The sequence below is a fragment of the Streptomyces varsoviensis genome (assembly GCF_000718635.1).
GTDB classification, from domain to species: domain Bacteria; phylum Actinomycetota; class Actinomycetes; order Streptomycetales; family Streptomycetaceae; genus Streptomyces; species Streptomyces varsoviensis.
Map to the genome: position 1 here is coordinate 51135 of NZ_JOBF01000028.1, position 24541 is coordinate 75675.

Here is a 24541-nt window from a genome sequence, read left to right on the forward strand (position 1 = left end):
CGGAAACGGTCCGCCATGTCGTAAACCGCCGTCTGTAACGGTCCGCCGTCCGTAACGGTCGGTCGCCCGTAACGGTCCGCCGCCCGTAAACGGCCCTCCGTGACGGCCGCCGTTCCGGAAACCGCCGGCCGTACGCCGAAAAAACGTCAGCCCTTCTGCACGGCCTTCTTGAACTCGGCCACGCTCATGGACTGCTTCTCCGACGGCGGGTTCACCGCGACCGGCTTGCCGTAGTCGGTGAATTCCATGGTGCTGGACTTGCCGTTCTGCTTGGAGGCGATCTTCAGGAGCTGCGGCCGGCCCTCGGCGGCCACGTAGATCGTGGTCTTCGTGCCGTCCTCGCCCTTGGCGGTGAGCGGCAGGACCCGCTTGCCGTCCTGCGTGGTCTCCTTGCCCTTCTTGAGCTTCTCGTCGCCCGCGTTGTCGCCCGCGATCTTCTTCTGGAAGGTCTTCAGCTCGTCGCAGGCGGAGGCCATCTGCTTCAGCAGGGTCTCGCTGGTCTTGCCGTGGAGGTAGCGGTCGCCCGCGGCCTTGGCGGCGACCGCGCCCTTCTTCGGGTCGCCGGTGGCGGCGGTCCACACGTCGGCGTCCGGCTTCAGCCAGACCTCGTCGCCGCGCTTGACGACCTCGACGGAGCCCTTCCCGGTGGGCAGGCTCGTGGTGCCCGCGCAGTTGTTCTTGTCGTCGGCGGCGATGTCCATCTTCGAGGCCGCCGCGCCCGAGTCGGTGTCCGCCTTCAGGCGCAGCGCCGAGGCGGAGCTCAGCTCACCGCGCGCCTTCTTGGAGATCTCCTGGGCGGAGAGGCCGCCCAGCGCCCCCTTGTCCCCCTTGCCCTTCGCGTCGTCGGAGTCCTCGGATCCGCAGCCGGCGAGGCCGACTGTCGCGGCCGTACAGATCGCTGCGGCCCACATGCCGTATCGCTTGGTCATTCAGCTCACGCTAACAAAGTGGACGCCGCAAATCGGGCGGAACGGATGGCGACAGTGACTCGGACCACTCTTGGTGACCAATGAGGCATACGTTCGGAGGTTCCGGTTAGGGGTCCTTGTCGCTGGCGTGACCAGTGGAATTTTTCAGTGATCGGAAGGCAGTAACGACGTGTCGGCAGCAGTCGAGACCATTCATGTGGACGGGGTGTGGCGGGAAGCCGCGTCCGGCGCGCAGCGGGAGGTCCTCGACCCCGCAGACGCCCGGCCCTTCGCGACCGTGGCCGAGGGCGGGACGGACGACACGGACGCGGCCGTCGCCGCGGCCCGGCGGGCCTTCGACTCCGGCCCGTGGCCCACAACGCCCGTCGCCGAGCGCGCGGCCCTGCTGCGCCGCGTCGCCGACCTGCTCCAGCGCGACCGCGAGGAGATCGCGCTGATCGAGAGCCGGGACACCGGCAAGACCCTGGAAGAGGGCCGGGTCGACGTCGACGACGTCACCAACGCCTTCCGCTACTTCGCCGACCTCGTCATGAACGAGAGCGGCGGGCGTGTCGTGGACGCCGGCAGCGCCGCTGTGCACAGCGTCGTCGTGTACGAGCCGGTCGGCGTGTGCGCGCTGATCACGCCCTGGAACTACCCGCTGCTACAGGCGAGTTGGAAGATCGCCCCGGCGCTCGCCGCGGGCAACACCTTCGTCGTCAAACCGAGCGAGGTCACCCCGCTCTCCACCGTGCACCTGGTCAAGCTGCTGGTGGAGGCCGGGCTCCCGGCGGGCGTCGCGAACCTCGTCACCGGCGCGGGCGTCCCGGTCGGGCAGCGCCTCGCCGAACACCCGGACGTGGACCTGTTCTCCTTCACCGGCGGCCTGGCCAGCGGCACCAAGGCGGGCGCCGCGGCCGTCGCCGGGGCCAAGAAGATCGCCCTGGAGCTCGGCGGCAAGAACCCGAACGTCGTCTTCGCGGACGCCTGCGCCACCGAGGAGGGCTTCGACACCGCCGTCGACCAGGCGCTGAACGCCGGATTCGCGCACAGCGGCCAGGTCTGCTCGGCCGGCGCCCGGCTGATCGTCGAGGAGTCGGTCAGCGACCGGTTCGTCGCCGAGCTGGCCCGCCGCGCCGAGAAGATCAAGCTGGGCCGGGGCACCGAGGAGGGCGTCGAGTGCGGCCCGCTCGTCTCCGAGCAGCAGCTCGCCAAGGTCGAGGCGTACGTCACCTCCGCGCTGTCCGAGGGCGCGGCCCTGCGCTGCGGCGGCTCCCGCCCCAAGCCCTCGAAGGTCCGGCCCGAGGGCGGCTACTTCTTCTCGCCGACCGTCCTCGACCAGTGCCACCGCGGGATGCGCGTGGTGCGGGAGGAGACCTTCGGGCCGATCGTCACCGTCGAGACGTTCCGCACCGAGGACGAGGCCGTCGAGCTGGCGAACGACACCGAGTACGGGCTCGCCGGCGCCGTGTGGACCTCCGACGCCGGGCGCGCGCGGCGCGTCGCGGGGCGGCTGCGCCACGGCACCGTGTGGATCAACGACTACCACCCCTACCTGCCGCAGGCGGAGTGGGGCGGCTTCGGTAAGTCCGGCATAGGCCGGGAGCTCGGCCCCGCCGGGCTCGCCGAGTACCGCGAGTCCAAGCACATCTACCAGAACCTCGACCCGAAGGCCGTGCGCTGGTTCGCCGGCTGAGCACGCCCGTACCCGTCCCCACGCCCGTACAGCGCGTTCCACGGCCCGTTCGAACCGGTTCGGTCCAGCCCACTCATCTCGCGCAGAACCTTCAGCAGTAGCAGCAGAGGAGCACCCCCATGCCCGTGTACGACTACGTCGTGATCGGCGGCGGCACCGCCGGTTCCGTCATCGCCTCCCGCCTCACCGAGAACCCCGACGTCACCGTCGCCGTCATCGAGGGCGGACCGACCGACATCGACCGGGACGACGTCCTCACGCTGCGCAGATGGCTGGGGCTGCTCGGCGGCGACCTCGACTACGACTACCCGACGGTCGAGCAGCCGCGCGGCAACTCCCACATCCGGCACAGCCGGGCGCGCGTGCTGGGCGGGTGCTCCTCGCACAACACCCTGATCTCCTTCAAGCCGCTGCCCGGCGACTGGGACGAGTGGGCGACCGCCGGGGCCGAGGGCTGGGACGCCGAGTCCATGGACCCGTACTTCTACCGGCTGCGCAACAACATCGTCGCGGTGGACGAGAAGGACCGCAACGCCATCGCGAGCGACTTCGTGAACGCCGCGCGGACCGCCACCGGCGTGCCGCGCGTGGAGGGCTTCAACAAGAAGCCGTTCCACGAGGGCGTGGGCTTCTTCGACCTCTCGTACCACCCCGAGAACAACAAGCGCTCCTCCGCGTCGGTCGCCTATCTGCACCCCTTCCTCGACCGGCCGAACCTCCACATCATGCTGGAGACCTGGGCGTACAAGCTGGAGCTGGACGGCACCCGCGCGACCGGCGTGCACGTGCGCACCAAGGACGGCGAGGAGATCCTCGTCGAGGCCGGCACCGAGGTCCTGGTGTGCGCGGGCGCGGTCGACACGCCGCGGCTGCTGATGCACTCCGGCATCGGCCCGCGCAAGGACCTCGAAGCGCTCGGCATCCCGGTCGTCCACGACCTGCCGGGCGTCGGCGAGAACCTTCTCGACCACCCCGAGTCCGTCATCGTCTGGGAGACGAACGGGCCCATCCCGGAGAACTCGGCGATGGACTCCGACGCCGGCCTGTTCATCCAGCGCGACCCCGCGGCGAACGGCCCGGACCTGATGTTCCACTTCTACCAAATCCCGTTCACCGACAACCCGGAGCGGCTCGGCTACGAGAAGCCCGAGCACGGCGTGTCGATGACGCCCAACATCCCCAAGCCGCACAGCCGCGGCCGGCTCTACCTCACCAGCGCCGATCCCGAGGTCAAGCCCGCCCTCGACTTCCGCTACTTCACCGACGAGGACGACTACGACGGCCGCACCCTCGTCGACGGCATCCGCATCGCCCGCGAGATCGCCAAGACCGAGCCGCTGGCCGGCTGGCTCAAGCGCGAGGTCTGCCCGGGCCCGGAGGTCACCTCCGACGAGGACATCAGCGAGTACGCGCGCAAGGTCGCGCACACCGTGTACCACCCGGCGGGCACCTGCCGAATGGGCGCTTCCGATGATGAACTCGCCGTTGTGGACCCCAACTTGAACATCCGTGGCATGCAGAACATCCGTATCGCCGACGCATCGGTCTTCCCGACGATGCCCGCCGTGAACCCGATGATCGGAGTCCTGATGGTGGGGGAGAAGTGCGCCGAAATGCTTGCCGCGGCCGCGACACGCGGGGGTGATGACGCGTGACCAGTACCGTACCGGCGCCCCGCGCAGCGGCGGACCGCCCGAAAGGCGGACCGGAGGGCGACGGCGCGCCCGTCTTCTCCGTACGCAACCTGTGGAAGGTCTTCGGCCCCAAGCCGGAGCGCGTGCCGGGCGGCCCGCTCGCCGAACTCCCCGCCGACGAGCTGCGCCGCGAGGCCGGCTGCACCGTCGCCGTCCGCGATGTCTCCTTCGACGTCCGCCAGGGCGAGGTCTTCGTCGTCATGGGCCTCTCCGGCTCCGGCAAGTCCACCCTGGTCCGCTGCCTGACCCGGCTCATCGAGCCGACCAGCGGCGAGATAGCCATCGACGGCGAGGACGTGTGCGGCATGGACCGCGGCCGGCTGCGCGACCTGCGCCGGCACCGCGCCGCCATGGTCTTCCAGCACTTCGGGCTGCTCCCGCACCGCACCGTCCTCGACAACGTCGCGTACGGGCTGGAGATCCAGGGCGTCGGCAAGGCCGAGCGGCGCGCCAAGGCCCACGAGATCGTCGCCAAGGTCGGCCTCGCCGGCCTCGAATCCCGCCGGCCCGGCCAGCTCTCCGGCGGCCAGCAGCAGCGCGTCGGCCTCGCCCGCGCGCTCGCCTCCGACCCCGAAGTCCTCCTCTTCGACGAGCCGTTCAGCGCGCTCGACCCGCTGATCCGCCGCGACATGCAGGAAGAGGTCGTCCGGCTGCACCGCGACGAGGGCCGCACCATGGTCTTCATCACCCACGACCTCAGCGAGGCGCTGCGCGTCGGCGACCGCATCGCCCTGATGCGCGACGGGCGCGTCGTGCAGTGCGGCACCCCCGAGGAGATCGTCGGCTCGCCCGCCGACGACTACGTGCGCGACTTCGTCCGCGACGTGCCGCGCGAACAGGTGCTGACCGTGCGCCGCGCCATGCGGCCGGTCGCGAAGACCGACGCCAAGGACGGCGCGACGCTCGCGCCCGACACCACCGTCTCCGACGCCATCGAGGCCGTCGCGCGCAGCGGCGGCCCGGTGCGGGTCGTCGACGAGGGGCGGTGCGTGGGCGTCATCGATTACGAGTGCCTGCTGGGCGTAGTGGCGGGACTGGACCGGGGAGAGGTAGCGGCGGCATGAGCGCGATGTACGACAGCACGGTGGCGGCGGCGAGCGCCGCCGTCGCGGCCGAGGAGGCCCGCGCGGCCTCCGGCGCCGTCACGGACCGGGTGGGGGAGGCCGCGGCCGGCGCCGTGGGCGCCGCGCCGCGCTCCGGGGCGGCGGCCGTCGGCGCCCTCGCGAGCGCCGCCCTGCGCGTGGGAAGCGCCTCCCGCCGCGCCGCGGAGGCCGAACGGCCCGGCGCCGGGCGGGCCGACGGCGAACGGTCCAATGCCGGACGGTCCAATGCAGAGCGGCTGAACGCCGAGCGGTCCAACGCCGAGCGGCCCGAGGCCGGGCAGCCTTCCGCCGGGCGCAGGCTCATGGCCTGGGCCGCGCGCGCCGGGTCCGCCGTCGCCGACGCCCTGCGGCCCGAGGTGGCCACCGTCGGCTCCGCCGCCCGCACCGCGCCGCTGCCCGTCGTCCGCCCGGTCGGCGGCTGGTCCACCGTGGCCGGCCGCACGGCAGCGACCGCCGGTCCGCCCGGCCGCGCCGCCCGCGGGAGGCGCGTGTGAGCGTCGCCACCCCCACCGCCCCCGAAGCGGCCCCGGCCCCGGCCCTCAGAACGGCCCTGCGACATCCCGCCGTCCGTAAACTCCTGCTGCTCGCCGTCCTCGCGGCGATCCTCGTGCCCATCGTCAACGCCAAATGGGCGAGCGGCAGTTGGCCCCACGCGCTGACCGTCGACGCGTCCGGCCCGCTCGGCAAGGCCAGCGACTGGATCATCGACAACCGCGACAGCCACTGGCTGTTCCTCTACTTCTTCGGGCACATCAGCAACGCCATCGTCATCTCGGTGCGCGCCGTCTACCTCGTGCTCCTCGCCCTCGGCTGGGCCGGCGTCACCGCCGCCGCCACCCTCGTCGCCTGGCGCGTCGCGGGCGTGCGGATCGCCGTCACCGCCCTCGTCTCCTTCGCGGTCACCGGCCTCCTCGACATGTGGGTGCCGGGCATGCAGACCCTCGCCCTCATGGTCGTCGCCGTCCTCGCCTCCGTCGTGATCGGCGGGCTCCTCGGGCTCGCGGGCGGGCTCTCGGACCGTACGTTCCGGATGCTGCGGCCCGTCCTCGACACGATGCAGGTGCTGCCCGCCTTCGCGTACCTGCTGCCCGTCGTCATGGTCTTCGGCATCGGCGTGCCGTCCGCCGTCATCGCGACCGTCATCTACGCCGCGCCGCCCATGGCCCGCCTCACCGCGCTCGGCCTGCGCGGCGCGGACAAGGGCGTCCTGGAGGCCGTCGAATCGCTCGGCGCCACCGGCCGCCAGCGGCTGCTGTCCGCCCGGCTGCCGCTGGCCCGCAAGGAACTGCTGCTCGGCCTCAATCAGACCATCATGATGGCGCTGTCCATGGCCGTGATCGCCTCGATGATCGGCGCGGCCGGCCTGGGCGACCGCGTCTACCAGGCGCTCTCCGCCGTCGATGTCGGCGCGGCCCTCGCCGCGGGCATCCCGATCGTCCTCCTCGCCATCGTCATGGACCGTACGACCGGCGCCGCCGGAGAGCGCATGGGCGCCGAGCCGAGCGGGCCCAAGTGGCTGCGCTCCAAGGCCGCCTGGGCGGGCGTCGCCGTCGTGACGGCCGCGGTCGCCGTCGCCGGCCGGCTCGCCGGGTCGCAGGTGTGGCCCGCGAGCTGGACCGTCGCCATCGCCGCCCCCGTCAACGACGCCAAGAACTGGATGGTCGACCACCTCTACTCCGGCGTCCCCGTCGTCGGCGGCACCAACGACTGGGCCGGGCACTTCACCACCTGGGTGCTCGACCCGATCCGTGACGGCCTCCAGGACGCCCCGTGGTGGGGCGTGCTGCTCGTCGTCGCCGCGCTGGCCTGGCTCATCGGCACCTGGGCCACCGCCCTGACCTCCGTGCTCGCCATGGCCGCGATCGGCGTACTGGGCCTGTGGCAGCCGTCCATGGACACCCTGTCCCAGGTGCTGGCCGCGCTCGTCGTGACGCTGGTCGTCGGCTTCGCCGTCGGCATCGCCGCCGCCCGCAGCCGCCGCCTGGAGGCCGTGCTCCGGCCGGTCCTGGACGTGTTCCAGACCATGCCGCAGTTCGTCTACCTCATCCCCGTGGTCGCGCTCTTCAGCGTCGGACGCGCGCCGGGCGTCGCCGCGGCCGTGATCTACGCGCTGCCGGCCGTCATCCGCATCACCACCCAGGGCATCAAGCAGGTCGACCCCTCCGCCATGGAGTCCGCCCGCTCGCTCGGCGCCACCAGCGGCCAGCAGCTCCGGCAGGTCCAACTGCCGCTCGCCCGGCCCGCGTTGCTGCTCGCCGCCAACCAGGGCGTGGTGCTCGTACTCGCCGTCGTCACCATCGCCGCGCTCGTCGGCTCCGGCGCCCTCGGCTACGACGTCGTCACCGGCCTCGCCAAGGGCGACCTGGCCACCGGCCTGCCCGCAGGCGTCGCCATCGTCTGCCTCGGGCTGATGCTCGACCGGGTCACGCAGCCGACGGCGCGCCGCGCGCGGAAGGGGGCCTGACGTGGCTCGTTCTCTCAAGGGCCGTACGGGCGTACGTACGCGGACCGCCCTCGCCGCCGTCTCCGGGCTCGGGCTGCTCGCCGCCACCGGCTGCGGCGCCGCCGACATGACCAAGCAGTCCTCGCCGTACGTCAACGCCCAGGGCGCGAAGACCGTGACGCTCTCCGTGCAGACCTGGGTCGGCGCCCAGGCGGACGTCGCGGTCGCCAAGTACCTGCTGGAGCACAAGCTCGACTACCGCGTGGACACCGTGCAGGTCGACGAGGTCCCCGCGTGGGACGCGCTCAGCCAGGGCCGCGTCGACGCCATCATGGAGGACTGGGGCCACCCCGAGCAGGAGCAGCGGTACGTCAAGGACAAGAAGACGATCACCGCGGCCGGCGGCGTCGGCGTCATCGGCCACATCGGCTGGTGGGTGCCGAAGTACTGGGCGGACCAGCACCCCGAGGTCAAGGACTGGAAGAACCTCAACAAGTTCGCGCGGCAGCTCCGCACCCCGGAGAGCGGCAGCAAGGGCCAGCTCCTCGACGGTTCGCCGTCGTACGTCACCAACGACAAGGCCCTCGTGAAGAACCTCGGCCTGGACTACCAGGTCGTCTTCGCCGGCTCCGAGGCGGCGCAGATCACCCAGATCCAGCAGTTCGCGAAGCAGAAGAAACCGTTCCTGACGTACTGGTACGAGCCGCAGTGGCTCTTCAACGAGGTGCCGATGGTGGAGGTGAAGCTGCCCGAGTACACCGATAAGTGCGCCGAGAAGGGGGCCGCCGACCCTTCCACGGTGGACTGCGCGTACCCGACCACGCCCCTTCAGAAGTACCTGAACACGGACTTCGTGAAGCACGGCGGGGACGCCGCGACGTTCTTGAAGAAGTTCAAGTGGTCGAAGGACGAGCAGAACGAGGTGTCGGAGATGATCGCCTCGCAGAAGCTGTCGCCCGAGGCCGCCGCCAAGAAGTGGGTGGAGAAGAACCCTTCGGTGTGGAAGGCCTGGATGCCGTAGCCCTGCGGGCGGCTTTGGGCCTTGGGCTCGGCTCCGGCGTGGTTGCGGCCACTCCGGGGCCGAGCCCTTTTTCGGGGCTCCGCCCCGGACGCCGGCCCGCCAACTCCCCGGCCGCCGTCCGGCTGTGTTCAGCGAGGAGCGGTACCGCGCGGGGACTCTGCGTCCAGGAGCGTGAGCAGCCCGGGGAATCTCTTCTCGATGTCCGCGCGTCGTAGTCGGATGCCCTTGCGGTTGCCGTAGTCGATCTCGTCGATGAGACCTGCCTCGCGCAGGACCCGGAAGTGGTGGGTCTGGGTCTGCTTCGAGATCGGAAGATCGAACGAGTTGCAGCCCCGCTCGTTGTCGCTGCGGTCGGCGGCCAACTCCGTCATCACCGAACGACGGTGCTCGTCGGCGAGGGCGCGGAACACCGCACCCAGATCGAGCGCGTCGGCCGCCGGGCCGACCAGGTTCCTCCGGGCCACGCGGCACCTCCTTCAGGTATGGCTTGCATCGTACCTGAAGGGCGTGTTTCCCTGAGGTACGAAATTGTTCGTACCTTCGTCCGGTCGCGCCGCCCCGTGCCGCCGTTCCCGCAGACCCGGCCCGGCACTCGCCGGGGACCTGGTCATCGACACTCCGAGAGGTCATCGTCATGAAGAAGCCCGAGGTGCTGATAGTCGGCGCCGGAATCGCAGGGCCCGCACTCGCGTACTGGCTCTCCCGGAAGGGATACCGGCCGACGGTCGTCGAACACGCCCGGTCGCTGCGCTCCGGTGGCAGCGCGATCGTCGTGAAGGGGCCCGCGATCCCCGTCGCCGAGCGCATGGGCATCCTCCCGCGGCTTCGCGAGCTCGCCACCCGCAATCGGACGCTGACCCTGCTCGACCCCGACGGCAGGCGAATCCTGCGATCCCCGCTCGCCTCGGACAAGGCGCCGACGGTCGAGGTGACCCGGGCCGACCTGTCCGAGGTGCTCCACCGGGCGGCGCGGACCGAGGCCGAGTTCCTGTTCGACGACACGGTCACCGCTCTCGACCAGGACGCAGGCGGGGTGGACGTCACCTTCCGGCGGTCCGCGCCACGCCGCTTCGACCTGGTGGTCGGCGCCGACGGGATGCACTCCACCGTACGGCGCCTGGTATTCGGGCCCGAGCGGCAGTTCGCGGGCGACCTGGGCCTGTACGGCGCGACCGTACCGCTGGAGCCCGACGCCGTCGAGGACCCGACCGAGATGACGATGCTGACCGTGCCGAACCGGATGCTGGTCCTCCACCCCTCGCGGACCACCCCGCTCGCGATCTTCACCTTCCGGGCCGCACGGTCGGCGCCCTACGACCGCAAGAACATCGACCTTCACAAGCGGATCGTGGCCGACGCCTACGCCGATGTGCGGTGGCGGGCACCGGAACTCGTCAAGGCGTTCCTCGACCACCCGGCTCCGTACTTCGACCCCCTGACCACCGTCCGGGTGCCCTCGTGGTCCCGCGGACGGGTCGTCCTGCTCGGGGACGCGGCGGCGGCGACAGCCCTGCTGGGCGACGGGTCCAGCATGGCGATGGCGGGCGCGTACGCCCTCGCGGAAGAGCTCGCCGCCCACCCCGGTGACCACGCCCGCGCCTTCGCCGCCTACGAGTCGCGGCTCCGCCGCGAGGTGGGCCCGCGGCAGCGGCGCGTCGGGCCGCTCTCCAGGCTCCTGGTGCCCCGCACCCGGTCGGGCCTCGCGGTGCGCAACGCGGTGGGCCGCGCGGTCGGCCGCACGAACCGGATCGCCTCCGCCGAAGCCGCGAACCGGTAGGCCGGGCCCGCACCGGCCGCTCACCGGTCGGTGCGCGGCAATAGGCGGCCGACGTCCGCCCGTCGTGGACCGGTACCTCCACCGCCCGGCTCGATTGCCGCGTGCCCGGTCGCTCTGGGGCTTCTTTGGTCCAGACCTATTGACCGGTTGTCATGTGCACTCTAGATTCGGGCCGTCAGTCGTGGCCGGAAAGGAGCGCGTCATGATCGGTCGGATGGCTCGGGTGGTGCGTCTGCTGGGGGCCGGTCTCGCCTTGGCGCTGGTGTCGCAGGTGCCGGCCGCCGCGGCGGGCGGAGGGGCGGGCCCGCGGGAGGACACCTGCGCGGTGAAGTCGAAGCCCGCCGGGAAGGTGCTCCAGGGGTACTGGGAGAACTGGGACGGCGCGGCCAACGGGGTGCACCCGCCGTTCGGCTGGACGCCGATCAACGATCCGCGCATCCAGCAGCACGGCTACAACGTCATCAACGCGGCGTTCCCCGTCATCCGCTCCGACGGCACCGTCCTGTGGGAGGACGGCATGGACGCGACGGTGAAGGTCTCGACCCCGGCCGAGATGTGCGCGGCCAAGGCGGCCGGGCAGACGATCCTGATGTCCATCGGCGGGGCGGCGGCGGGGATCGACCTCAGCTCCAGCTCCGTCGCGGACCGGTTCGTCGAGACGGTGGTGCCGATCCTCAAGAAGTACAACTTCGACGGCATCGACATCGACCTGGAGACCGGGCTCACCGGCACCGGCAACATCAAGCAGCTCTCCACCTCGCAGTCGAACCTCATCCGCATCATCGACGGAGTGCTCGCCAAGATGCCGGCCAACTTCGGCCTCACCATGGCGCCCGAGACGGCGTACGTCACCGGCGGCAGCGTGACGTACGGGTCGATCTGGGGCGCGTACCTGCCCATCGTGAAGAAGTACGCGGACAACGGCCGGCTGTGGTGGCTGAACATGCAGTACTACAACGGCAGCATGTACGGTTGCTCCGGCGACTCGTACTCCGCCGGCACCGTCCAGGGCTTCACCGCGCAGACCGACTGCCTGAACAAGGGCCTCGTCGTCCAGGGCACCACCATCAAGGTGCCCTACGACAAGCAGGCCCCCGGCCTGCCCGCGCAGCCCGGCGCCGGGGGCGGCTACATGTCGACCGGCCTGGTGTCGCAGGCGTGGAACAAGTACGGCGGCGCCCTCAAGGGGCTCATGACCTGGTCCCTGAACTGGGACGGCTCCCGTAGCTGGAGCTTCGGCAACAACGTCAAGGCCCTGCAAGGGCGGTGACGGAGCACGGACGCCGCGCCCCTGAGCCCCGCTGAACGGCTCAGGGGCGTTCGCGTGCGTCAGACGGCGCCCGGCGCCTTGCGCGTCGTCACGCTGAACCGGTTCCAGACGTTGATGGTGGCGATCAGGGCGATGAGCTGGGTCAGCTCCGTGTCGTCGAACTGGGCCGCCGCCCGCTCGTACACCGCGTCCGGCACGAAGCCGTCCGTCAGGACGGTCACGGCCTCGGTGAGCGCGAGCGCCGCCTGCTCCTTCTCGGTGTAGTAGTGCGCGGCCTCCTCCCAGGCGTTCAGGAGGTAGATCCGCTCCTCCGTCTCGCCCGCCTTGCGGGCGTCCTTGATGTGCATGTCCAGGCAGAACGCGCAGTGGTTGAGCTGCGAGGCGCGGATCTTGACCAGCTCCGCGATGACCGGGTCGACGCCCTTGCGGGCGGCGGCGTCGAGGGCGACGACCGCCTTGTAGGTCGCGGACGGCAGGGCCGCGGCGAAATCCATCCGGGGGCCGTGGCCGTGGGTGTTCTCGTTCGTCGTCATGGGTACGACACTATGGCTCCACTGGTCCGGCGGTATGGTCCATTTCCATGGCGGAATCGTGGGCCACTTTCGGCCGGGACCTGCACCTCGACCTGACCGGCCCCGGCGGCGTGCGCGCCGCCCTCACCCGCGCCCTGCGGGAGGCCGTACGCACCGGCAGGCTGGCCCCCGGCACCCGGCTGCCGTCCTCCCGTTCCCTGGCCGCCGACCTCTCGCTGGCCCGCAACACCGTCGCCGACGCCTATGGCGACCTGGTCGCCGAGGGCTGGCTCACCGCCCGCCAGGGCTCCGGGACGCGCGTCGCGCACCGCGCCGTACCGCACCCCGCGGCCGTACGGCCCGCGCCGCCGGAGCGGGACCGGCGCCCCGCCTACGACCTGCGCATCGGCACCGCCGACGTGTCCGCCTTCCCCCGCTCGGCGTGGCTCGCCGCCGGCCGCCGCGCGATCTCGGCGGCACCCAACGACGCCTTCGGGTACGGGGACCCGCGCGGCCACCCCGTGCTGCGCGCCGCGCTCGCCGACTACCTGGCCCGCGCCCGGGGCGTACGGACCGAGCCCGCGCGCATCGTGGTGTGCGCCGGATTTATGCAGGGGCTGGCGGTCCTGGGCCGGGTGCTGCGGGCGCGCGGGGTGCGGGAGGCGGGCGTCGAGTCGTACGGGCTGTGGCTCCACCGCGACGTGCTGCGCCGGGCCGGGCTGCGGACCGTACCGCTCACCGTCGACGAACACGGCGCGCGCACCGAGGAACTGACCGCGCACCGGGGCGTACGGGCCGCCCTGCTCACCCCCGCGCACCAGTACCCGACCGGGGCGTCGCTCCACCCGGACCGGCGCGCGGCCGTCGTCGACTGGGCGTCGCGCACGGGCTCGGTGATCCTGGAGGACGACTACGACGGCGAATTCCGCTACGACAGGCAGCCGATCGGCGCGCTTCAAGGGCTCGACCCGGAACACGTCGTCTATTTCGGCACCGCGAGCAAGAGCCTGGCCCCCGGCCTGCGGCTCGCGTGGATGGCGCTGCCGGGCCACTTGGCGGACGAGGTCGCCGAGGTCAAGGCGGCGGGGGAGTGGGGGACCGGCACCCTCGAACAGCTCACCCTCGCCGAGTTCATCGCCTGCGGCGCGTACGACCGCCACGTACGCGCCATGCGGCTGCGCTACCGGCGCCGCCGCGACCGCCTCGTCGCCGCCCTCGCCGACCGCGCCCCGCACATCGCCGCCACCGGCATCGCCGCCGGCCTGCACGCCGTCCTCCGCCTCCCGCCCGGCACCGAACCCTCCGCCATCGAGGCCGCCGCCTGGCACGGCCTCGCCGTCGAGGGCCTGAACCGCTTCCGCTACCGAGCGCCGGGCGCTCCGCCGACCACCCCTCCCGCCGAAGGTCCGGACGCCCTCGTCATCGCCTACGGAACCCCGTCCGAGCACGCTTTCGAGGGGGTGCTGGAGGCGCTGCTGCGGTCGTTGCCGGGGCCGGTTCAGGCCGCTTCCGACGGCTCGTGAAGCCGCCATCACCGACGGACCGGCCGGCCCCGGCCGGCCGTCAGCCCTCGCCGCCCACCGGCAGGCCGGGGGCCGGATAGGCGGCCATGAGGTCCGCGACCTCGGAGCGGATGGTGGTGAGGGTTTCCTCGTCGGCGGCGTGGGCGGCGCGGATGCCGCGGTCGATCCAGTCGGCGACGGTGGGCATGTGGTCGGGGGTGAGGCCGCGGGAGGTGAGGGAGGGGGTGCCGATGCGCATGCCGGAGGGGTCGAAGGGCTTGCGGGGGTCGTAGGGGACGGTGTTGTAGTTCACGACGATCCCTGCCCGGTCCAGGGCCTTGGCGGCGGTCTTGCCCGGCACGTCGCGCGAGGTGAGGTCGAGGAGGATGAGGTGGTTGTCCGTGCCGCCGGAGACCAGGTCGTAGCCGCGGGCGAGCAGCGCGTCGGCGAGGGCCTTGGCGTTGGCGACGACGGCGTGGGCGTAGTCGCGGAAGGCGGGCTGGGCCGCCTCGTGGAGGGCCACGGCGATGGCGGCGGTGGTGTGGTTGTGCGGGCCGCCCTGGAGGCCGGGGAAGACGGCCTTGTCGAGGGCCTTGGCCCGGGTGGCGCGGGCCATCAGCATGGCGCCGCGCGGGCCGCGCAGGGTCTTGTGGGTGGTGGTGGAGATGACGTCCGCGTACGGCGCCGGGGAGGGGTGGGCGCCGCCCGCCACCAGCCCGGCGATGTGGGCGATGTCGGCGACGAGGACCGCGTCCACCTCGCGGGCGATCTCCGCGAAGGCGGCGAAGTCGATGGTGCGGGGCACGGCCGTGCCGCCGCAGAAGATGATCTTCGGGCGCTCCTTGCGGGCGATGTCGCGTACCTCGTCGAGGTCGGTGCACCCGGTGTCGCGCCGGACGCCGTAGCTCACGCCCTTGAACCACTTGCCGGTGGCGGAGACGCCCCAGCCGTGCGTGAGGTGGCCGCCCATCGGCAGCGACATGCCGAGCACCGTGTCGCCGGGCTCGGCGAAGGCGAGGTAGACGGCGAGGTTCGCGGGCGAGCCCGAGTACGGCTGGACGTTGGCGTGTTCGACGCCGAAGAGCCGCTTGGCGCGGTCGGCCGCGAGGTTCTCGACGAGGTCGATGTTCTGCTGGCCCTCGTAGTACCGCTTGCCGCTGTAGCCCTCGCTGTACTTGTTCTGCAGCACGGTGCCGGTGGCTTCCAGCACGGCCGCCGACACGTAGTTCTCGCTGGCGATCATGCGCAGCGTGGTGGACTGCAGCCGCTCCTCCGCGCCGACGAGCGCCGCCAGTTCGGGGTCGGCGGCGGCGAGGGCGGGGTGCGGTACGGACGGGTGCGCGGGTGTGGTCATGGCGTCCTCCGGGGCGATCGGTGTTCCGGTCGGTCTCCCAGGGGTGCCCAGGCGGGCGGCACCTCGTGGCGGTTGCCGCACACCGCTCCCTCGTGGTCTCTTCCACGCGCGCCAGTCGCGATGTGCCCCGCCATTCTACGGGCGGGGCACAAGCCCCCAGGAGCGGGCGGCGTCGCGTGCACCGGGCACCCCACAGGTCACCGGCCGGCCCAAAGGACCGGAACTGGCTCAGGACCCGTGCAGCCCGTCGAGGATGACGCTGAGCGTGCGCTGCCCCCGCCCAGGGTCCGCGGGCAGGCCCAGGAAGCACCCGGGCGTGGCGGCGGCCTGGGCCAGGAACGGGATGTCGTGCCAGTCCACGTCGGACCGGAGCGCGCCGGCCTGCTGGGCGCGCTCGATGGTCTGCCGGAGGAGACGCAGGAGGCGGTGGCGCAGCGCGGCGATGTCGGGGCCGCCGTGCGCGTCGAGCGTGCCGGACAGGCCCGCGTTCTCCGCCGTGCGGGCGGCCAGGGCGCCGAACAGCCGGGTGAAGCCCTCCCACGGGTCCGCGCACTGCATAGCGGCTTCGGCGGTCCGGATCAGTTCGTCCAGGATGTCGCGCAGTACGGCCGCCATGAGCTGGTCGCGTTCCGGGAAGCGGCGGTAGACCGTGCCGACGCCGACGCCCGCTTCGCGGGCGATCTCGTGGTAGCTGACGTCCAGGCCCTTGGCGGCGACGGCGCGCCGCGCCCCGGCCAGGACGAGCGCGGCGTTGCGCCGGGCGTCCGCGCGGGGCGCCTTCCGGTCCGCCGCCGCGTCGCCCGTCGTCGCCCCCTGCAGTCGTGCGTTCATGAGGCCACCGTACACAGAAATGGACAGTTCCTGTCCGGTTCCATTAGCCTGACGAAACGGACAAGATCTGTCCGTTTCTGTATTCCGATGGAAGGAAGAGGTGGCCGCACATGCCGTCTCGCGCGAACACCGCGGTCGTCACCGGCGGAAGCGACGGCCTGGGCTACGCCATCGCCGACGCCCTGGCCTCGAAGGGCGCCGATCTGATCCTCGTAGGACGCGATCCGCACCGGCTCGGCCGCGCCCGCCGAACCCTCCTCGCACACGGCGCCGCCGTCCATACCGTGCCCGCCGACCTCGCCGAGCCCGGCGCCGTCGCGGCGGTCGGCGAGGCCGTCCGCGCGCTGACCGATCGCGTCGACACGCTCGTCAACAACGTGGGCGCCGCGCACTTCGCGCCTCTCGCGGACACCACGCCGGAGATGGTCGACGCCATGCTGCATCTCAACGTCAAGGTGCCGCTGCTGCTCAGCCGGGCGCTCCTCGCCGAACTCACCAGAGCCCAGGGCGGCATCATCAACATCAGCAGCTACTGGGCGCGCAAGATGACGGCCGGCCGCGCCTCGGCCGCCTACTCCGCGACCCGCGGAGCCGTCAACTCCCTGACCATGGCCCTGGCCAACGAACTCGGCCCCGCCGGCGTACGGGTCAACGCTCTCGCGCCGGGCGCTGTCCACACCTCCACCTACCAGCACTCCTACCTCGACCCGATGACACCGCCGCAGCGCGCGGCGCACGACGCCGGAATCCAGGACGCCTACCCGCTGGGCCGCATCGGCGCCCCGCGGGACGTCGCCGAGGCAGCCGCCTACCTGGCGGAGGCGCGCTGGACCACCGGCACCGTCCTCACCGTCGACGGCGGGCTCACCGTGCGCTGAACCAGGCGCGGCCGGTGGCGACAACGCTCTTGATCAATAGCCTTAGCGGGCAGCCTTGATGGTGAACCAGCGGTTCGCCTTGAAGGAGAACTGGCGGGTCGTCTTGATGAAGAACTACCGGCTCGTCTTGATGGAGAAGACGACCGTCTTGCCCGGCCGTTCGTTCAGCCCCCACAGCCGCCGCGCGTTCGGGTCCCAGGACAGGTTCTGGGTGTAGATGGGGCCCTTGGTGAGCGTACGGACCTCACCGCCCGGCTCCGCGTACTGGAGGCACGAGTACTGGGCGTCCTTCTCCGGGTCGTCGCCCGGGCACAGTCCCGCCATGTAGAACGTCGAGCCGTCGGAGGCGACGCCCTGCATGTCGGAGACGGGCGACACGTACGAGACGGACGCCTGCGCGGGGCCGACGTTGTCGGCGGTGGTGGACTTCGGCATGGCGGTGGCCTCGTCCAGCGGCCAGCGGGCGACGCGGCCGCCGCCGTGGTGCTTGGTGAACTCGCCGGAGACCAGGGTGTTCGAGGCGCGGTCCAGGCTCAGCGAGCTGAGGCAGATGGTGCCGGGGCCGCCGGGCTCGCACGCGCCGGGCGCCCCGTCGCGCGGGCCGGTCGTGTAGCGGGCGACCATGGGCAGCGCCCAGTCGTGCCAGCGGGCGGACGCCTTGCCGTCCGCCATGCCGACGCGCTCCTCGCGGGCGTCCATCTTCCACAGGTGGCGCATGTCGTACACCTCCAGCTCGTTGCCGTTGGCGACGAGGAGCTTGCTGCCGTACCAGACGACGCCGTCGGCGTGCCGACCGTCCACCGGCGCGAAGCCCTGCGCCCCGCCGGTCGGCCGGACGAGGAGGACGTGGCCGTACGTCACCGTGGAGCCGTCGGACTCCGCGATGGTGACGCGGTGCCCGGGGTTGCCGCCCGCGCCGTGCCAGCTCGCCACGTACAGGTGGTGGCCGTCGATGGTGCCGGTCCGGTTGGCGTCGTGGGAACCGGTCAGCCCCTGAGGCGTCCAGTCCTTACCGGCGTCGTCCTTCGGGTCCCAGCAGAACCCGTCCCACTTGAGCGTCCCGTCCAGCTCAGTGTTGTGGCAGAGGCCCTTGCGCCCGGTGTGCTGCGCGGACTGGGCGACGCTCAGCGGGCTCGCGGTCGTGACGGCCCCCGAATTCTCCAGTGCGGTGACGGCCTTGCCGAGGTCGAGGTAGTCCCTGTTCCGGTCGATGTTGAGGTGGTACGTCCTGGTCTGGTCCTGATCTTCCTTCACCAGCTTGGGCGTGGCGGCGGCGTCGGCCGCGGCCGGCCGGCCCGTGACCGGCTGTGCCCCGGCCGACTGGGCCGCTGCCGGCTGGGCCATTGCCGGCTGGGCGGCCGCGAGCCCCCCGACGAGCGTGAGTCCGGTCAGCAGCGCCGTGACGGTGCGACGGCCGGAGCCCTCGCGCGCGGTCGACGCCCCCCTGAGCTTCGCAAACAAGTTCGATCGCATCGGGGGAAACTAACGGACCATAAAGACCGGATCAACTTTCCCGCCTCTCCCGCTTCTCCCGTATGACGCCCGTATTCGCGAAGGATCTCCCTTTACGGGACGCGCGGCGATACAAATGAGCACAGGACGGCCCCGATACGAACGGAGCACACATTGACCTCCACGACCTCCTCGGAACGCAGCATCGCCGCCGCCGAGCAGCACAGCGCGCACAACTACCACCCGCTGCCCGTCGTCGTCGCGACCGCCGACGGCGCCTGGATGACCGACGTCGAGGGCCGCCGCTATCTCGACATGCTCGCCGGGTACTCGGCGCTCAACTTCGGCCACGGCAACCGGCGGTTGATCGACGCCGCCAAGGCCCAGTTGGAGCGGGTCACCCTCACCTCGCGCGCGTTCCACCACGACCGGTTCGCCGACTTCTGCACCGAACTGGCCGCGCTGTGCGGCAAGGAGATGGTGCTGCCGATGAACACGGGCGCGGAGGCGGTCGAGACGGCCGTGAAGACCGCGCGCAAGTGGGGCTACCGGGTGAAGGGCGTGCCGGACGGCCGGGCGAAGATCGTCGTCGCCGACAACAACTTTCACGGCCGCACCACCACCATCGTCAGTTTCTCCACCGACGAGGAGGCCCGCGCGGACTTCGGCCCGTACACGCCGGGCTTCGAGATCGTGCCGTACGGCGACCTCGCCGCGCTGGAGGCGGCCGTCGACGACGACACCGTGGCCGTGCTGCTGGAGCCGATCCAGGGCGAGGCGGGCGTGCTCGTACCGCCGCCGGGATATCTGGCGGGCGTCCGCGAGCTGACGCGCTCGCGCGGCGTGCTGTTCATCGCCGACGAGATCCAGTCCGGGCTCGGCCGCACCGGCCGCACCTTCGCCTGCGAACACGAGGACGTCGTCCCCGACATGTACGTCCTCGGCAAGGCGCTCGGCGGTGGCGTCGTCCCGGTCTCCGCGGTGGTCGCCTCGCACGAGATCCTGGGCGTCTACCGCCCCGGCGAGCACGGCTCCACCTTCGGCGGCAACCCGCTGGCCTGCGCGGTCGCCCTCGAAGTCATCGCCATGCTGCGCACCGGCGAGTACCAGCAGCGCGCCGCCGAACTCGGCGACCACCTCCACCGCGAACTCGGCCTGCTGGCCGGCGGCGGCAACGTCGACGCCGTGCGCGGGCGCGGCCTGTGGGCGGGCGTCGACATCAACCCGGCGCTCGGCACCGGCCGCCGGATCTCGGAGAAGCTGATGGCCCGCGGCGTCCTCGTCAAGGACACCCACGGCTCGACCATCCGCATCGCCCCGCCGCTGGTGATCAGCAAGGAGGACCTGGACTGGGGGCTGGAGCGGTTGGGGGCGGTGCTGGCGTAGGGGGCCGGCCTCCCAAGGGCAGCAGCGGGGGCGGGCCTCCGAGTCGAGCCGCCCCCCGAGACCACGGGCCTGGGCCCCCGCCAGGCCCCAGGCCACGGGTCCTAGAGTCGAGGCGTGGTCCTCGGAATGATCTGTGCGCTCGGCTCGGCGGTCTGCTTCGGTACGGCGTCGGTCCTCCAGGCCGTCGCCGCCCGCGCGACCGCGCCCGGCACCGGCTCGGGCGTCGACGCCCGGCTGCTGCTGCGCGCGCTGCGCCAGTGGCGGTACGTGGCCGGGCTCGGCCTCGACGGGCTCGGCTTCCTCCTCGAACTCGTCGCCCTGCGCTCCCTGCCCATCTACGCCGTCGGCGCGGCCCTCGCGGCCAGCCTCGCCGTGACGGCGGTGGTCGCCGCGCGGGCGCTGCGCGTCCGCCTCAGCGGCGTCGAATGGGGGGCCGTCGCCGTCGTCTGCGGCGGCCTCGCCATGCTGGGGCTCGCCTCGGGCGCGGAGGGCGACCGTACGGGCTCCACGGCGCTGCGCGTCGGCGTGCTGTGCGTGGCGGTCGCGGTGCCGGTCGCCGGCGCGCTGGCCGGCCGGCTGCCGGGGCGGGCCCGCGCGGCGGCCCTCGGGCTCGGCTCGGGCATCGGCTTCGGCGTCGTCGAGGTCGCGGTCCGCCTCATCGACGGCCTCACCCCCGCCGCGCTGCTGGCCAACCCGGCCTCGTACGCCCTGCTGGTCGGCGGCGGCGCGGCCTTCCTGCTGCTCACCTCCGCCCTCCAGCGCGGCTCGGTCACGGCGGCGACCGCCGGCATGGTCATCGGTGAGACCGTCGGCCCGGCGCTGGCCGGGGTGGCCTGGCTCGGCGACCGTACGCGCGCGGGCCTGACCCCGCTCGCCATCGCCGGCTTCCTCCTCGCGATCCTCGGCGCCCTGGCCCTCGCCCGCTTCGGCGAGGCCCCGACGGAACCGGCGGCAGCTCCTTCCGAGGAGCCTCGGACGACGACCTGAGGAACATGCGTGTCAGCCCGTGCGCGCGGTGCGGCCGGCCGGCCTTGAGGGACCGTGAGCACGATCTTGCCTTGGATGCGCCCCTGGGCGGCGCGCTCGTGTGCTGCTCGGCGGCTGCGAGCGCGAGCGTGCTGTCGATGGCGACGCGGATCGTGCCCGCGTCCCTCAGGTCTCCCGATTCCGCGAGTTGAGCACCGTTCGCCATACCTGCTCGATGGGGGCGGTGATCCGAATCCGTTTCTACGAGAGGGCAAGGCGTCTGCACCCGTACCTGTCCGTCCGGACGTACCGCCGCGCAGGACGGAGCGGTGACACTGGACGTTCCCAATCCATGTTTCAGAAGGGGGCGCACGCATGCGGGCGCGGCAGACCGGTGACGAGCAGTGGAAAGGCTCGCAGCGGCCAGGATCTCCGAAGCCCGTGCGGCAGTCCCGGTCCGGCGGCGGAACGACCGCGGAGTCGATGCTGCGACTCCAGCGTCTTGTCGGGAACTCGGCGGTGTCCCGCGTCATCGAGGAACAGCGGCACGCGCACACCGCGGACGGCGGGCACACGCCCCCTGTTCAGCGCACGGCGGCACCGTCGGGTCCCGCTCCCGTGGCCCAGCGCATGCCGCAGGACGAACTGCACCGGCATCCGCCGGGCCCCGCGCTGCGGGTACGGGGTCCCCGCACCTCCCGTGCCGGCGACCGTACGCCGAACGCGCTGTCGGCGGCCGAATGGCAGGATCTGCCGCAGGCCACTCGGGACGCCAGCCACAAGCAGCGCGTGGACGTCGGCGCGGACCCGCAGACGCTGCAGGAGACCGATCCGCTGCTCCACTACAACCTGGGCAACATCCGCGGCCTGGCGCCGGGCGTTTCCCCCACGGCCGGGCGCAACGAGGTGCTGGAGGGCATCGGCCGCGCCGACCCGCGCACGCTCGGCTACTGGAACAGCCAGGACGCACGCGACACACAGCTCGGCCGCGACGCGCGAGCCGCGCGCGACGCGTACACGGAGACTTCCGAGGGGCGGCAGCGGCGCCATCAGGCCGTAGAGGACACTCTGGCCGGCGCCGGCTCCCCGGACGCGATGGGCGACCTGCGCGCACTGCTGGGGCGGTTCGAGGGCGTGGCCATCGGCGGCACCCACTCCGGGGCGCGGATCTGGCAGTTCCTGCACTCGCACATGGGGCAGATCCAGGCCGCCGGGGTACGCACCCTCTACCTGGAGAGCATCCGGGACGACGGTTACCAGTCGCACGTCGACGCCTACCTCGCCGGCGGGACCATGAGCCCCGAGCTGCGGGCGTTCGTCACCCGCTACGACGCCAGCATGAACTTGGGCGCGACCGGGCTGGGAGCGGTGCTGGAGGCCGCCCGGACGCACCGCATCCGGGTCAAGGGCCTGGACGGCCGTCCGGCCCGCCGTCCCGCGATGTCGGCGACCGCCCTCTACCAGCGCGTCGCCGCCATGAACACCTACGCCACCCAGAGCGTCGCCAACGACCGGCGCCGTCCGTCGGCGACGGGCGGCTACCTCATGGAGCTGGGCAGCGCGCACACCGGCATGTACCCGGGCCCGCCGCAGAACGCGTCGGTGCACGGGGCGCGGTTCCAGGAGGGCGAGGGCTTCCCCGGCGTGGACGACCTGCTGGGCATCCCGGCAGTCGGCTACGGGGACGACGACCGCTTCCGCCGCCTGCCCAACTCCTGACGGCAGGGCCAGCTCGTGGCTGCTCGACGCGGGCCCGTCACCGACGCGATACGGGCGGCCACGAAACGTAGGCAGGGGCGCGCCCCCGCTCGTGCGGCGTGCGGGTGGGGCGTGTACCGGGCAGGCGAATAGGCCGTCAGCGCCGGGGGGCTTCGCGTCGTGGGGACGCCGCCGGACCGAGAACGTCCCGACACCTGAGAGAATGAGTGCCATGGCCCTCGATCGTCCCCGCGTTCTGTCCGGCATCCAGCCCACCGCAGGCTCCTTCCACCTCGGCAACTACCTCGGCGCGGTGCGCCAGTGGGTGGCGCTCCAGGAGACGCACGACGCCTTCTACATGGTGGTCGACCTGCACGCGATCACCGTGCCGCAGGACCCCGCGGAGCTGCGCGCCAACACCCGGCTCGCGGCCGCGCAGCTCCTGGCCGCCGGGCTGGACCCGGAGCGCTGCACCCTCTTCGTGCAGAGCCATGTGCCGGAGCACGCGCAGCTCGCCTGGGTGATGAACTGCGTGACCGGGTTCGGCGAGGCGTCGCGGATGACGCAGTTCAAGGACAAGTCCGCCAAGCAGGGCGCCGACCGCGCGACCGTCGGCCTCTTCACGTACCCGATCCTCCAGGTCGCGGACATCCTGCTGTACCAGGCCCACCAGGTCCCCGTCGGCGAGGACCAGCGCCAGCACATCGAGCTGACCCGCGACCTCGCCGACCGGTTCAACGCCCGGTTCGGCGAGACCTTCACCGTCCCCGCGCCGTACATCCTCAAGGAGACGGCGAAGATCTACGACCTCCAGGACCCGACGGCGAAGATGAGCAAGTCCGCCGCCAGCCCCAAGGGCCTGGTCAACCTGCTGGACGAGCCGAAGGTGTCCGCGAAGAAGATCAAGAGCGCCGTCACCGACACGGACACGGTGATCCGCTTCGACGCCGACAAGAAGCCGGGCGTCAGCAATCTCCTCACCATCCACTCCACGCTCACCGGCACCGACATCCCGGAACTGGAGCGCCGGTACGAGGGCAAGGGCTACGGTGCGCTGAAGACCGAACTCGCCGAGATCCTGGTCGACTGGGTCACCCCGTTCCGCGAGCGCACCCAGGAATACCTGGACGACCCCCGGACGCTGGACTCCATCCTGGCCAAGGGCGCGGACAAGGCCCGCGCGGTCGCGGCCGGCACCCTGGCCGAGGCGTACGAGCGGGTGGGCTTCCTGCCCGCCAAGCACTGAGGCCGGCACCGGACACCCCGTACCGAACACCCCATACCGAACGTGACACAGTCGGCACAGCCGCCCGGACCCCCGCACGGGGGTCCTACGGCCCGTGCCCGCAGGACCGTGGAGCCTGGCCGCGCGAACGGCCCGGTCGCCACACTGACAACCGCCACACTGACAACCGCCACACTGACAACGCACACGCAGCAGACGCAGCGGAGGGAGAACGCAGTGGGGACCGTAACGCTCGGCGTTTCGATCGCGGTCCCGGAGCCGTACGGCAGCTTCCTCCAGAGGCGGCGCGCGAGCTTCGGGGACCCCGCCGCGCACGCCATCCCCACGCACGTCACGCTGCTGCCGCCCACCGAGGTGGACGCGGCGGCGCTCCCGGAGATCGAGGAGCACCTCGCGGAGGTCGCCGCCGCCGGCCGCCCCTTCCCGATGCGGCTCAGCGGCACCGGCACCTTCCGCCCCCTCTCGCCCGTCGTCTTCGTCAACGTCGTCGAGGGCAGCTCCGCCTGCGCCTGGCTCCAGAAGCGGGTGCGCGACGCCTCCGGCCCCGTGCCGCGCGAGCTCCAGTTCCCGTACCACCCGCACGTCACCGTCGCCCACGGCATCTCCGAGGAGGCCATGGACCGCGCGTACGCGGAACTGGAGGACTTCGAGGCCGCCTGGATGATCAACGGCTTCGCCCTCTACGAGCAGGGCGCCGACGCGGTCTGGCGCCTCGACCGCGAGTACCCCTTCGGCGAGGGGCGCGCCTCCACCCTGCCCCGCCAGGCCGGGCTCTCCCGGCCGCCCGCCACCTCCCGGTAGCGG

The 24541-nt window shown here is 72.2% G+C and carries 21 protein-coding genes, 1 pseudogene and 1 riboswitch; of the genes and pseudogenes, 15 read left to right on the top strand and 7 right to left on the bottom strand.

The genetic code is table 11. The features are described 5' to 3' along the window. Positions 1–146: 146 nt before the first annotated feature. Entirely contained in the window at positions 147–929 is a 783-nt protein-coding gene (locus IF55_RS30680) for a hypothetical protein (RefSeq protein ID WP_030891498.1), read from the bottom strand. A gap of 205 nt (positions 930–1134) precedes the next feature. Here IF55_RS30680 and IF55_RS30685 point away from each other — a divergent pair, with 205 nt between their 5' ends. The 6 genes from IF55_RS30685 to IF55_RS30710 all read left to right on the top strand — a co-directional run bounded on the left by IF55_RS30685 (position 1135) and on the right by IF55_RS30710 (position 8865). After that, positions 1135–2604: an aldehyde dehydrogenase family protein gene (locus IF55_RS30685; protein ID WP_030891495.1), complete on the top strand. Its 1470-nt coding sequence runs from the start codon at positions 1135–1137 to the stop codon at positions 2602–2604. Positions 2605–2723: 119 nt separating this feature from the next. Next, a complete protein-coding gene (locus IF55_RS30690) occupies positions 2724–4259 on the top strand; it encodes a GMC family oxidoreductase (protein WP_211270060.1) in 1536 nt (511 codons plus the stop codon). Then, positions 4256–5362, top strand: a complete 1107-nt coding sequence (locus tag IF55_RS30695) for a quaternary amine ABC transporter ATP-binding protein (protein WP_030891490.1) — start codon at positions 4256–4258, stop codon at positions 5360–5362. The genes IF55_RS30690 and IF55_RS30695 overlap by 4 nt, the downstream gene beginning before the upstream one ends. Beyond that, on the top strand, positions 5359–5895 hold the full coding sequence (locus IF55_RS41275) for a hypothetical protein (protein ID WP_157854583.1): 537 nt from the start codon (positions 5359–5361) through the stop codon (positions 5893–5895). The genes IF55_RS30695 and IF55_RS41275 overlap by 4 nt, the downstream gene beginning before the upstream one ends. Continuing rightward, on the top strand, positions 5892–7865 hold the full coding sequence (locus IF55_RS30705; protein WP_030891484.1) for an ABC transporter permease: 1974 nt from the start codon (positions 5892–5894) through the stop codon (positions 7863–7865). Before IF55_RS41275 ends, IF55_RS30705 begins: the two co-directional genes overlap by 4 nt. 1 nt (position 7866) lies before the next feature. Continuing rightward, positions 7867–8865 (top strand): ABC transporter substrate-binding protein, encoded by a 999-nt coding sequence (locus IF55_RS30710; protein ID WP_030891482.1) that lies wholly within the window; start codon positions 7867–7869, stop codon positions 8863–8865. A 128-nt stretch (positions 8866–8993) separates the two neighbouring features. Here IF55_RS30710 and IF55_RS30715 read toward each other — a convergent pair whose 3' ends face one another. Continuing rightward, a complete protein-coding gene (locus IF55_RS30715) occupies positions 8994–9329 on the bottom strand; it encodes an ArsR/SmtB family transcription factor (protein WP_030891480.1) in 336 nt (111 codons plus the stop codon). Positions 9330–9499: 170 nt separating this feature from the next. Here IF55_RS30715 and IF55_RS30720 point away from each other — a divergent pair, with 170 nt between their 5' ends. Together IF55_RS30720 and IF55_RS30725 are read left to right on the top strand one after the other, a co-directional pair. Next, positions 9500–10642, top strand: coding sequence for an FAD-dependent monooxygenase (locus IF55_RS30720; protein WP_030891477.1), 1143 nt, complete (start codon positions 9500–9502; stop codon positions 10640–10642). Between the two features lie 214 nt (positions 10643–10856). Then, positions 10857–11912 (top strand): chitinase, encoded by a 1056-nt coding sequence (locus IF55_RS30725; protein ID WP_030891474.1) that lies wholly within the window; start codon positions 10857–10859, stop codon positions 11910–11912. A 59-nt stretch (positions 11913–11971) separates the two neighbouring features. Here IF55_RS30725 and IF55_RS30730 read toward each other — a convergent pair whose 3' ends face one another. Then, positions 11972–12445, bottom strand: a complete 474-nt coding sequence (locus tag IF55_RS30730) for a carboxymuconolactone decarboxylase family protein (RefSeq protein ID WP_030891472.1) — start codon at positions 12443–12445, stop codon at positions 11972–11974. A gap of 47 nt (positions 12446–12492) precedes the next feature. Here IF55_RS30730 and pdxR point away from each other — a divergent pair, with 47 nt between their 5' ends. Continuing rightward, a complete protein-coding gene (gene pdxR / locus IF55_RS30735; RefSeq protein ID WP_030891470.1) occupies positions 12493–13947 on the top strand; it encodes a MocR-like pyridoxine biosynthesis transcription factor PdxR in 1455 nt (484 codons plus the stop codon). Positions 13948–13987: 40 nt separating this feature from the next. On the opposite strand, the gene IF55_RS30740 is transcribed toward pdxR, so the two are convergent. After that, positions 13988–15280, bottom strand: coding sequence for a serine hydroxymethyltransferase (locus IF55_RS30740; RefSeq protein ID WP_030891467.1), 1293 nt, complete (start codon positions 15278–15280; stop codon positions 13988–13990). A gap of 38 nt (positions 15281–15318) precedes the next feature. Then, positions 15319–15409, bottom strand: a riboswitch (ZMP/ZTP riboswitch). Between the two features lie 99 nt (positions 15410–15508). Beyond that, positions 15509–16111, bottom strand: a complete 603-nt coding sequence (locus tag IF55_RS30745) for a TetR/AcrR family transcriptional regulator (protein WP_030891464.1) — start codon at positions 16109–16111, stop codon at positions 15509–15511. Positions 16112–16221: 110 nt separating this feature from the next. On the opposite strand from IF55_RS30745, the gene IF55_RS30750 reads away from it, so the two are divergent. Further along, positions 16222–16989: an SDR family NAD(P)-dependent oxidoreductase gene (locus IF55_RS30750; RefSeq protein WP_030891461.1), complete on the top strand. Its 768-nt coding sequence runs from the start codon at positions 16222–16224 to the stop codon at positions 16987–16989. Between the two features lie 114 nt (positions 16990–17103). Here the strand turns inward: IF55_RS30750 and IF55_RS30755 are convergent, their stop codons facing one another. Next, complete coding sequence (locus IF55_RS30755; RefSeq protein ID WP_051776236.1) at positions 17104–18462, bottom strand: hypothetical protein; 1359 nt, start codon at positions 18460–18462, stop codon at positions 17104–17106. A 153-nt stretch (positions 18463–18615) separates the two neighbouring features. Here IF55_RS30755 and rocD point away from each other — a divergent pair, with 153 nt between their 5' ends. Together rocD and IF55_RS30765 are read left to right on the top strand one after the other, a co-directional pair. After that, a complete protein-coding gene (rocD, locus tag IF55_RS30760; RefSeq protein ID WP_030891456.1) occupies positions 18616–19827 on the top strand; it encodes an ornithine--oxo-acid transaminase in 1212 nt (403 codons plus the stop codon). Between the two features lie 126 nt (positions 19828–19953). Then, positions 19954–20814: a hypothetical protein gene (locus tag IF55_RS30765; protein WP_030891453.1), complete on the top strand. Its 861-nt coding sequence runs from the start codon at positions 19954–19956 to the stop codon at positions 20812–20814. A gap of 50 nt (positions 20815–20864) precedes the next feature. Here the strand turns inward: IF55_RS30765 and IF55_RS40955 are convergent. Continuing rightward, a pseudogene (locus IF55_RS40955) lies at positions 20865–21016 on the bottom strand (zinc-binding dehydrogenase); the annotation flags it as partial. 218 nt (positions 21017–21234) lie between these two features. Between IF55_RS40955 and IF55_RS30775 the strand changes: the two are divergent. From IF55_RS30775 to IF55_RS30785, 3 genes are all read left to right on the top strand, one after another. Next, positions 21235–22512, top strand: a complete 1278-nt coding sequence (locus tag IF55_RS30775) for a TraB/GumN family protein (RefSeq protein WP_048832816.1) — start codon at positions 21235–21237, stop codon at positions 22510–22512. Between the two features lie 211 nt (positions 22513–22723). Continuing rightward, complete coding sequence (trpS, locus tag IF55_RS30780; protein WP_030891445.1) at positions 22724–23737, top strand: tryptophan--tRNA ligase; 1014 nt, start codon at positions 22724–22726, stop codon at positions 23735–23737. A 216-nt stretch (positions 23738–23953) separates the two neighbouring features. Further along, positions 23954–24538 carry a 2'-5' RNA ligase family protein gene (locus tag IF55_RS30785; protein ID WP_030891442.1) on the top strand — a complete coding sequence of 195 codons (585 nt, stop codon included), beginning with the start codon at positions 23954–23956 and terminating at the stop codon, positions 24536–24538. Positions 24539–24541: the final 3 nt, after the last annotated feature.

Bases quoted from the DNA above. Each gene is read 5' to 3' on its own strand.
- IF55_RS30740 (WP_030891467.1), bottom strand. From the start codon at position 15,280: ATGACCACACCCGCGCACCCGTCCGTACCGCACCCCGCCCTCGCCGCC.
- IF55_RS30720 (WP_030891477.1), top strand. From the start codon at position 9,500: ATGAAGAAGCCCGAGGTGCTGATAGTCGGCGCCGGAATCGCAGGGCCC.
- pdxR (WP_030891470.1), top strand. From the start codon at position 12,493: ATGGCGGAATCGTGGGCCACTTTCGGCCGGGACCTGCACCTCGACCTG.
- IF55_RS30765 (WP_030891453.1), top strand. From the start codon at position 19,954: ATGATCTGTGCGCTCGGCTCGGCGGTCTGCTTCGGTACGGCGTCGGTC.
- IF55_RS30730 (WP_030891472.1), bottom strand. From the start codon at position 12,445: ATGACGACGAACGAGAACACCCACGGCCACGGCCCCCGGATGGATTTC.
- IF55_RS30745 (WP_030891464.1), bottom strand. From the start codon at position 16,111: ATGAACGCACGACTGCAGGGGGCGACGACGGGCGACGCGGCGGCGGAC.
- IF55_RS30680 (WP_030891498.1), bottom strand. From the start codon at position 929: ATGACCAAGCGATACGGCATGTGGGCCGCAGCGATCTGTACGGCCGCG.
- IF55_RS30690 (WP_211270060.1), top strand. From the start codon at position 2,724: ATGCCCGTGTACGACTACGTCGTGATCGGCGGCGGCACCGCCGGTTCC.
- IF55_RS30750 (WP_030891461.1), top strand. From the start codon at position 16,222: ATGCCGTCTCGCGCGAACACCGCGGTCGTCACCGGCGGAAGCGACGGC.
- IF55_RS41275 (WP_157854583.1), top strand. From the start codon at position 5,359: ATGAGCGCGATGTACGACAGCACGGTGGCGGCGGCGAGCGCCGCCGTC.
- IF55_RS30755 (WP_051776236.1), bottom strand. From the start codon at position 18,462: ATGCGATCGAACTTGTTTGCGAAGCTCAGGGGGGCGTCGACCGCGCGC.
- trpS (WP_030891445.1), top strand. From the start codon at position 22,724: ATGGCCCTCGATCGTCCCCGCGTTCTGTCCGGCATCCAGCCCACCGCA.
- IF55_RS30725 (WP_030891474.1), top strand. From the start codon at position 10,857: ATGGCTCGGGTGGTGCGTCTGCTGGGGGCCGGTCTCGCCTTGGCGCTG.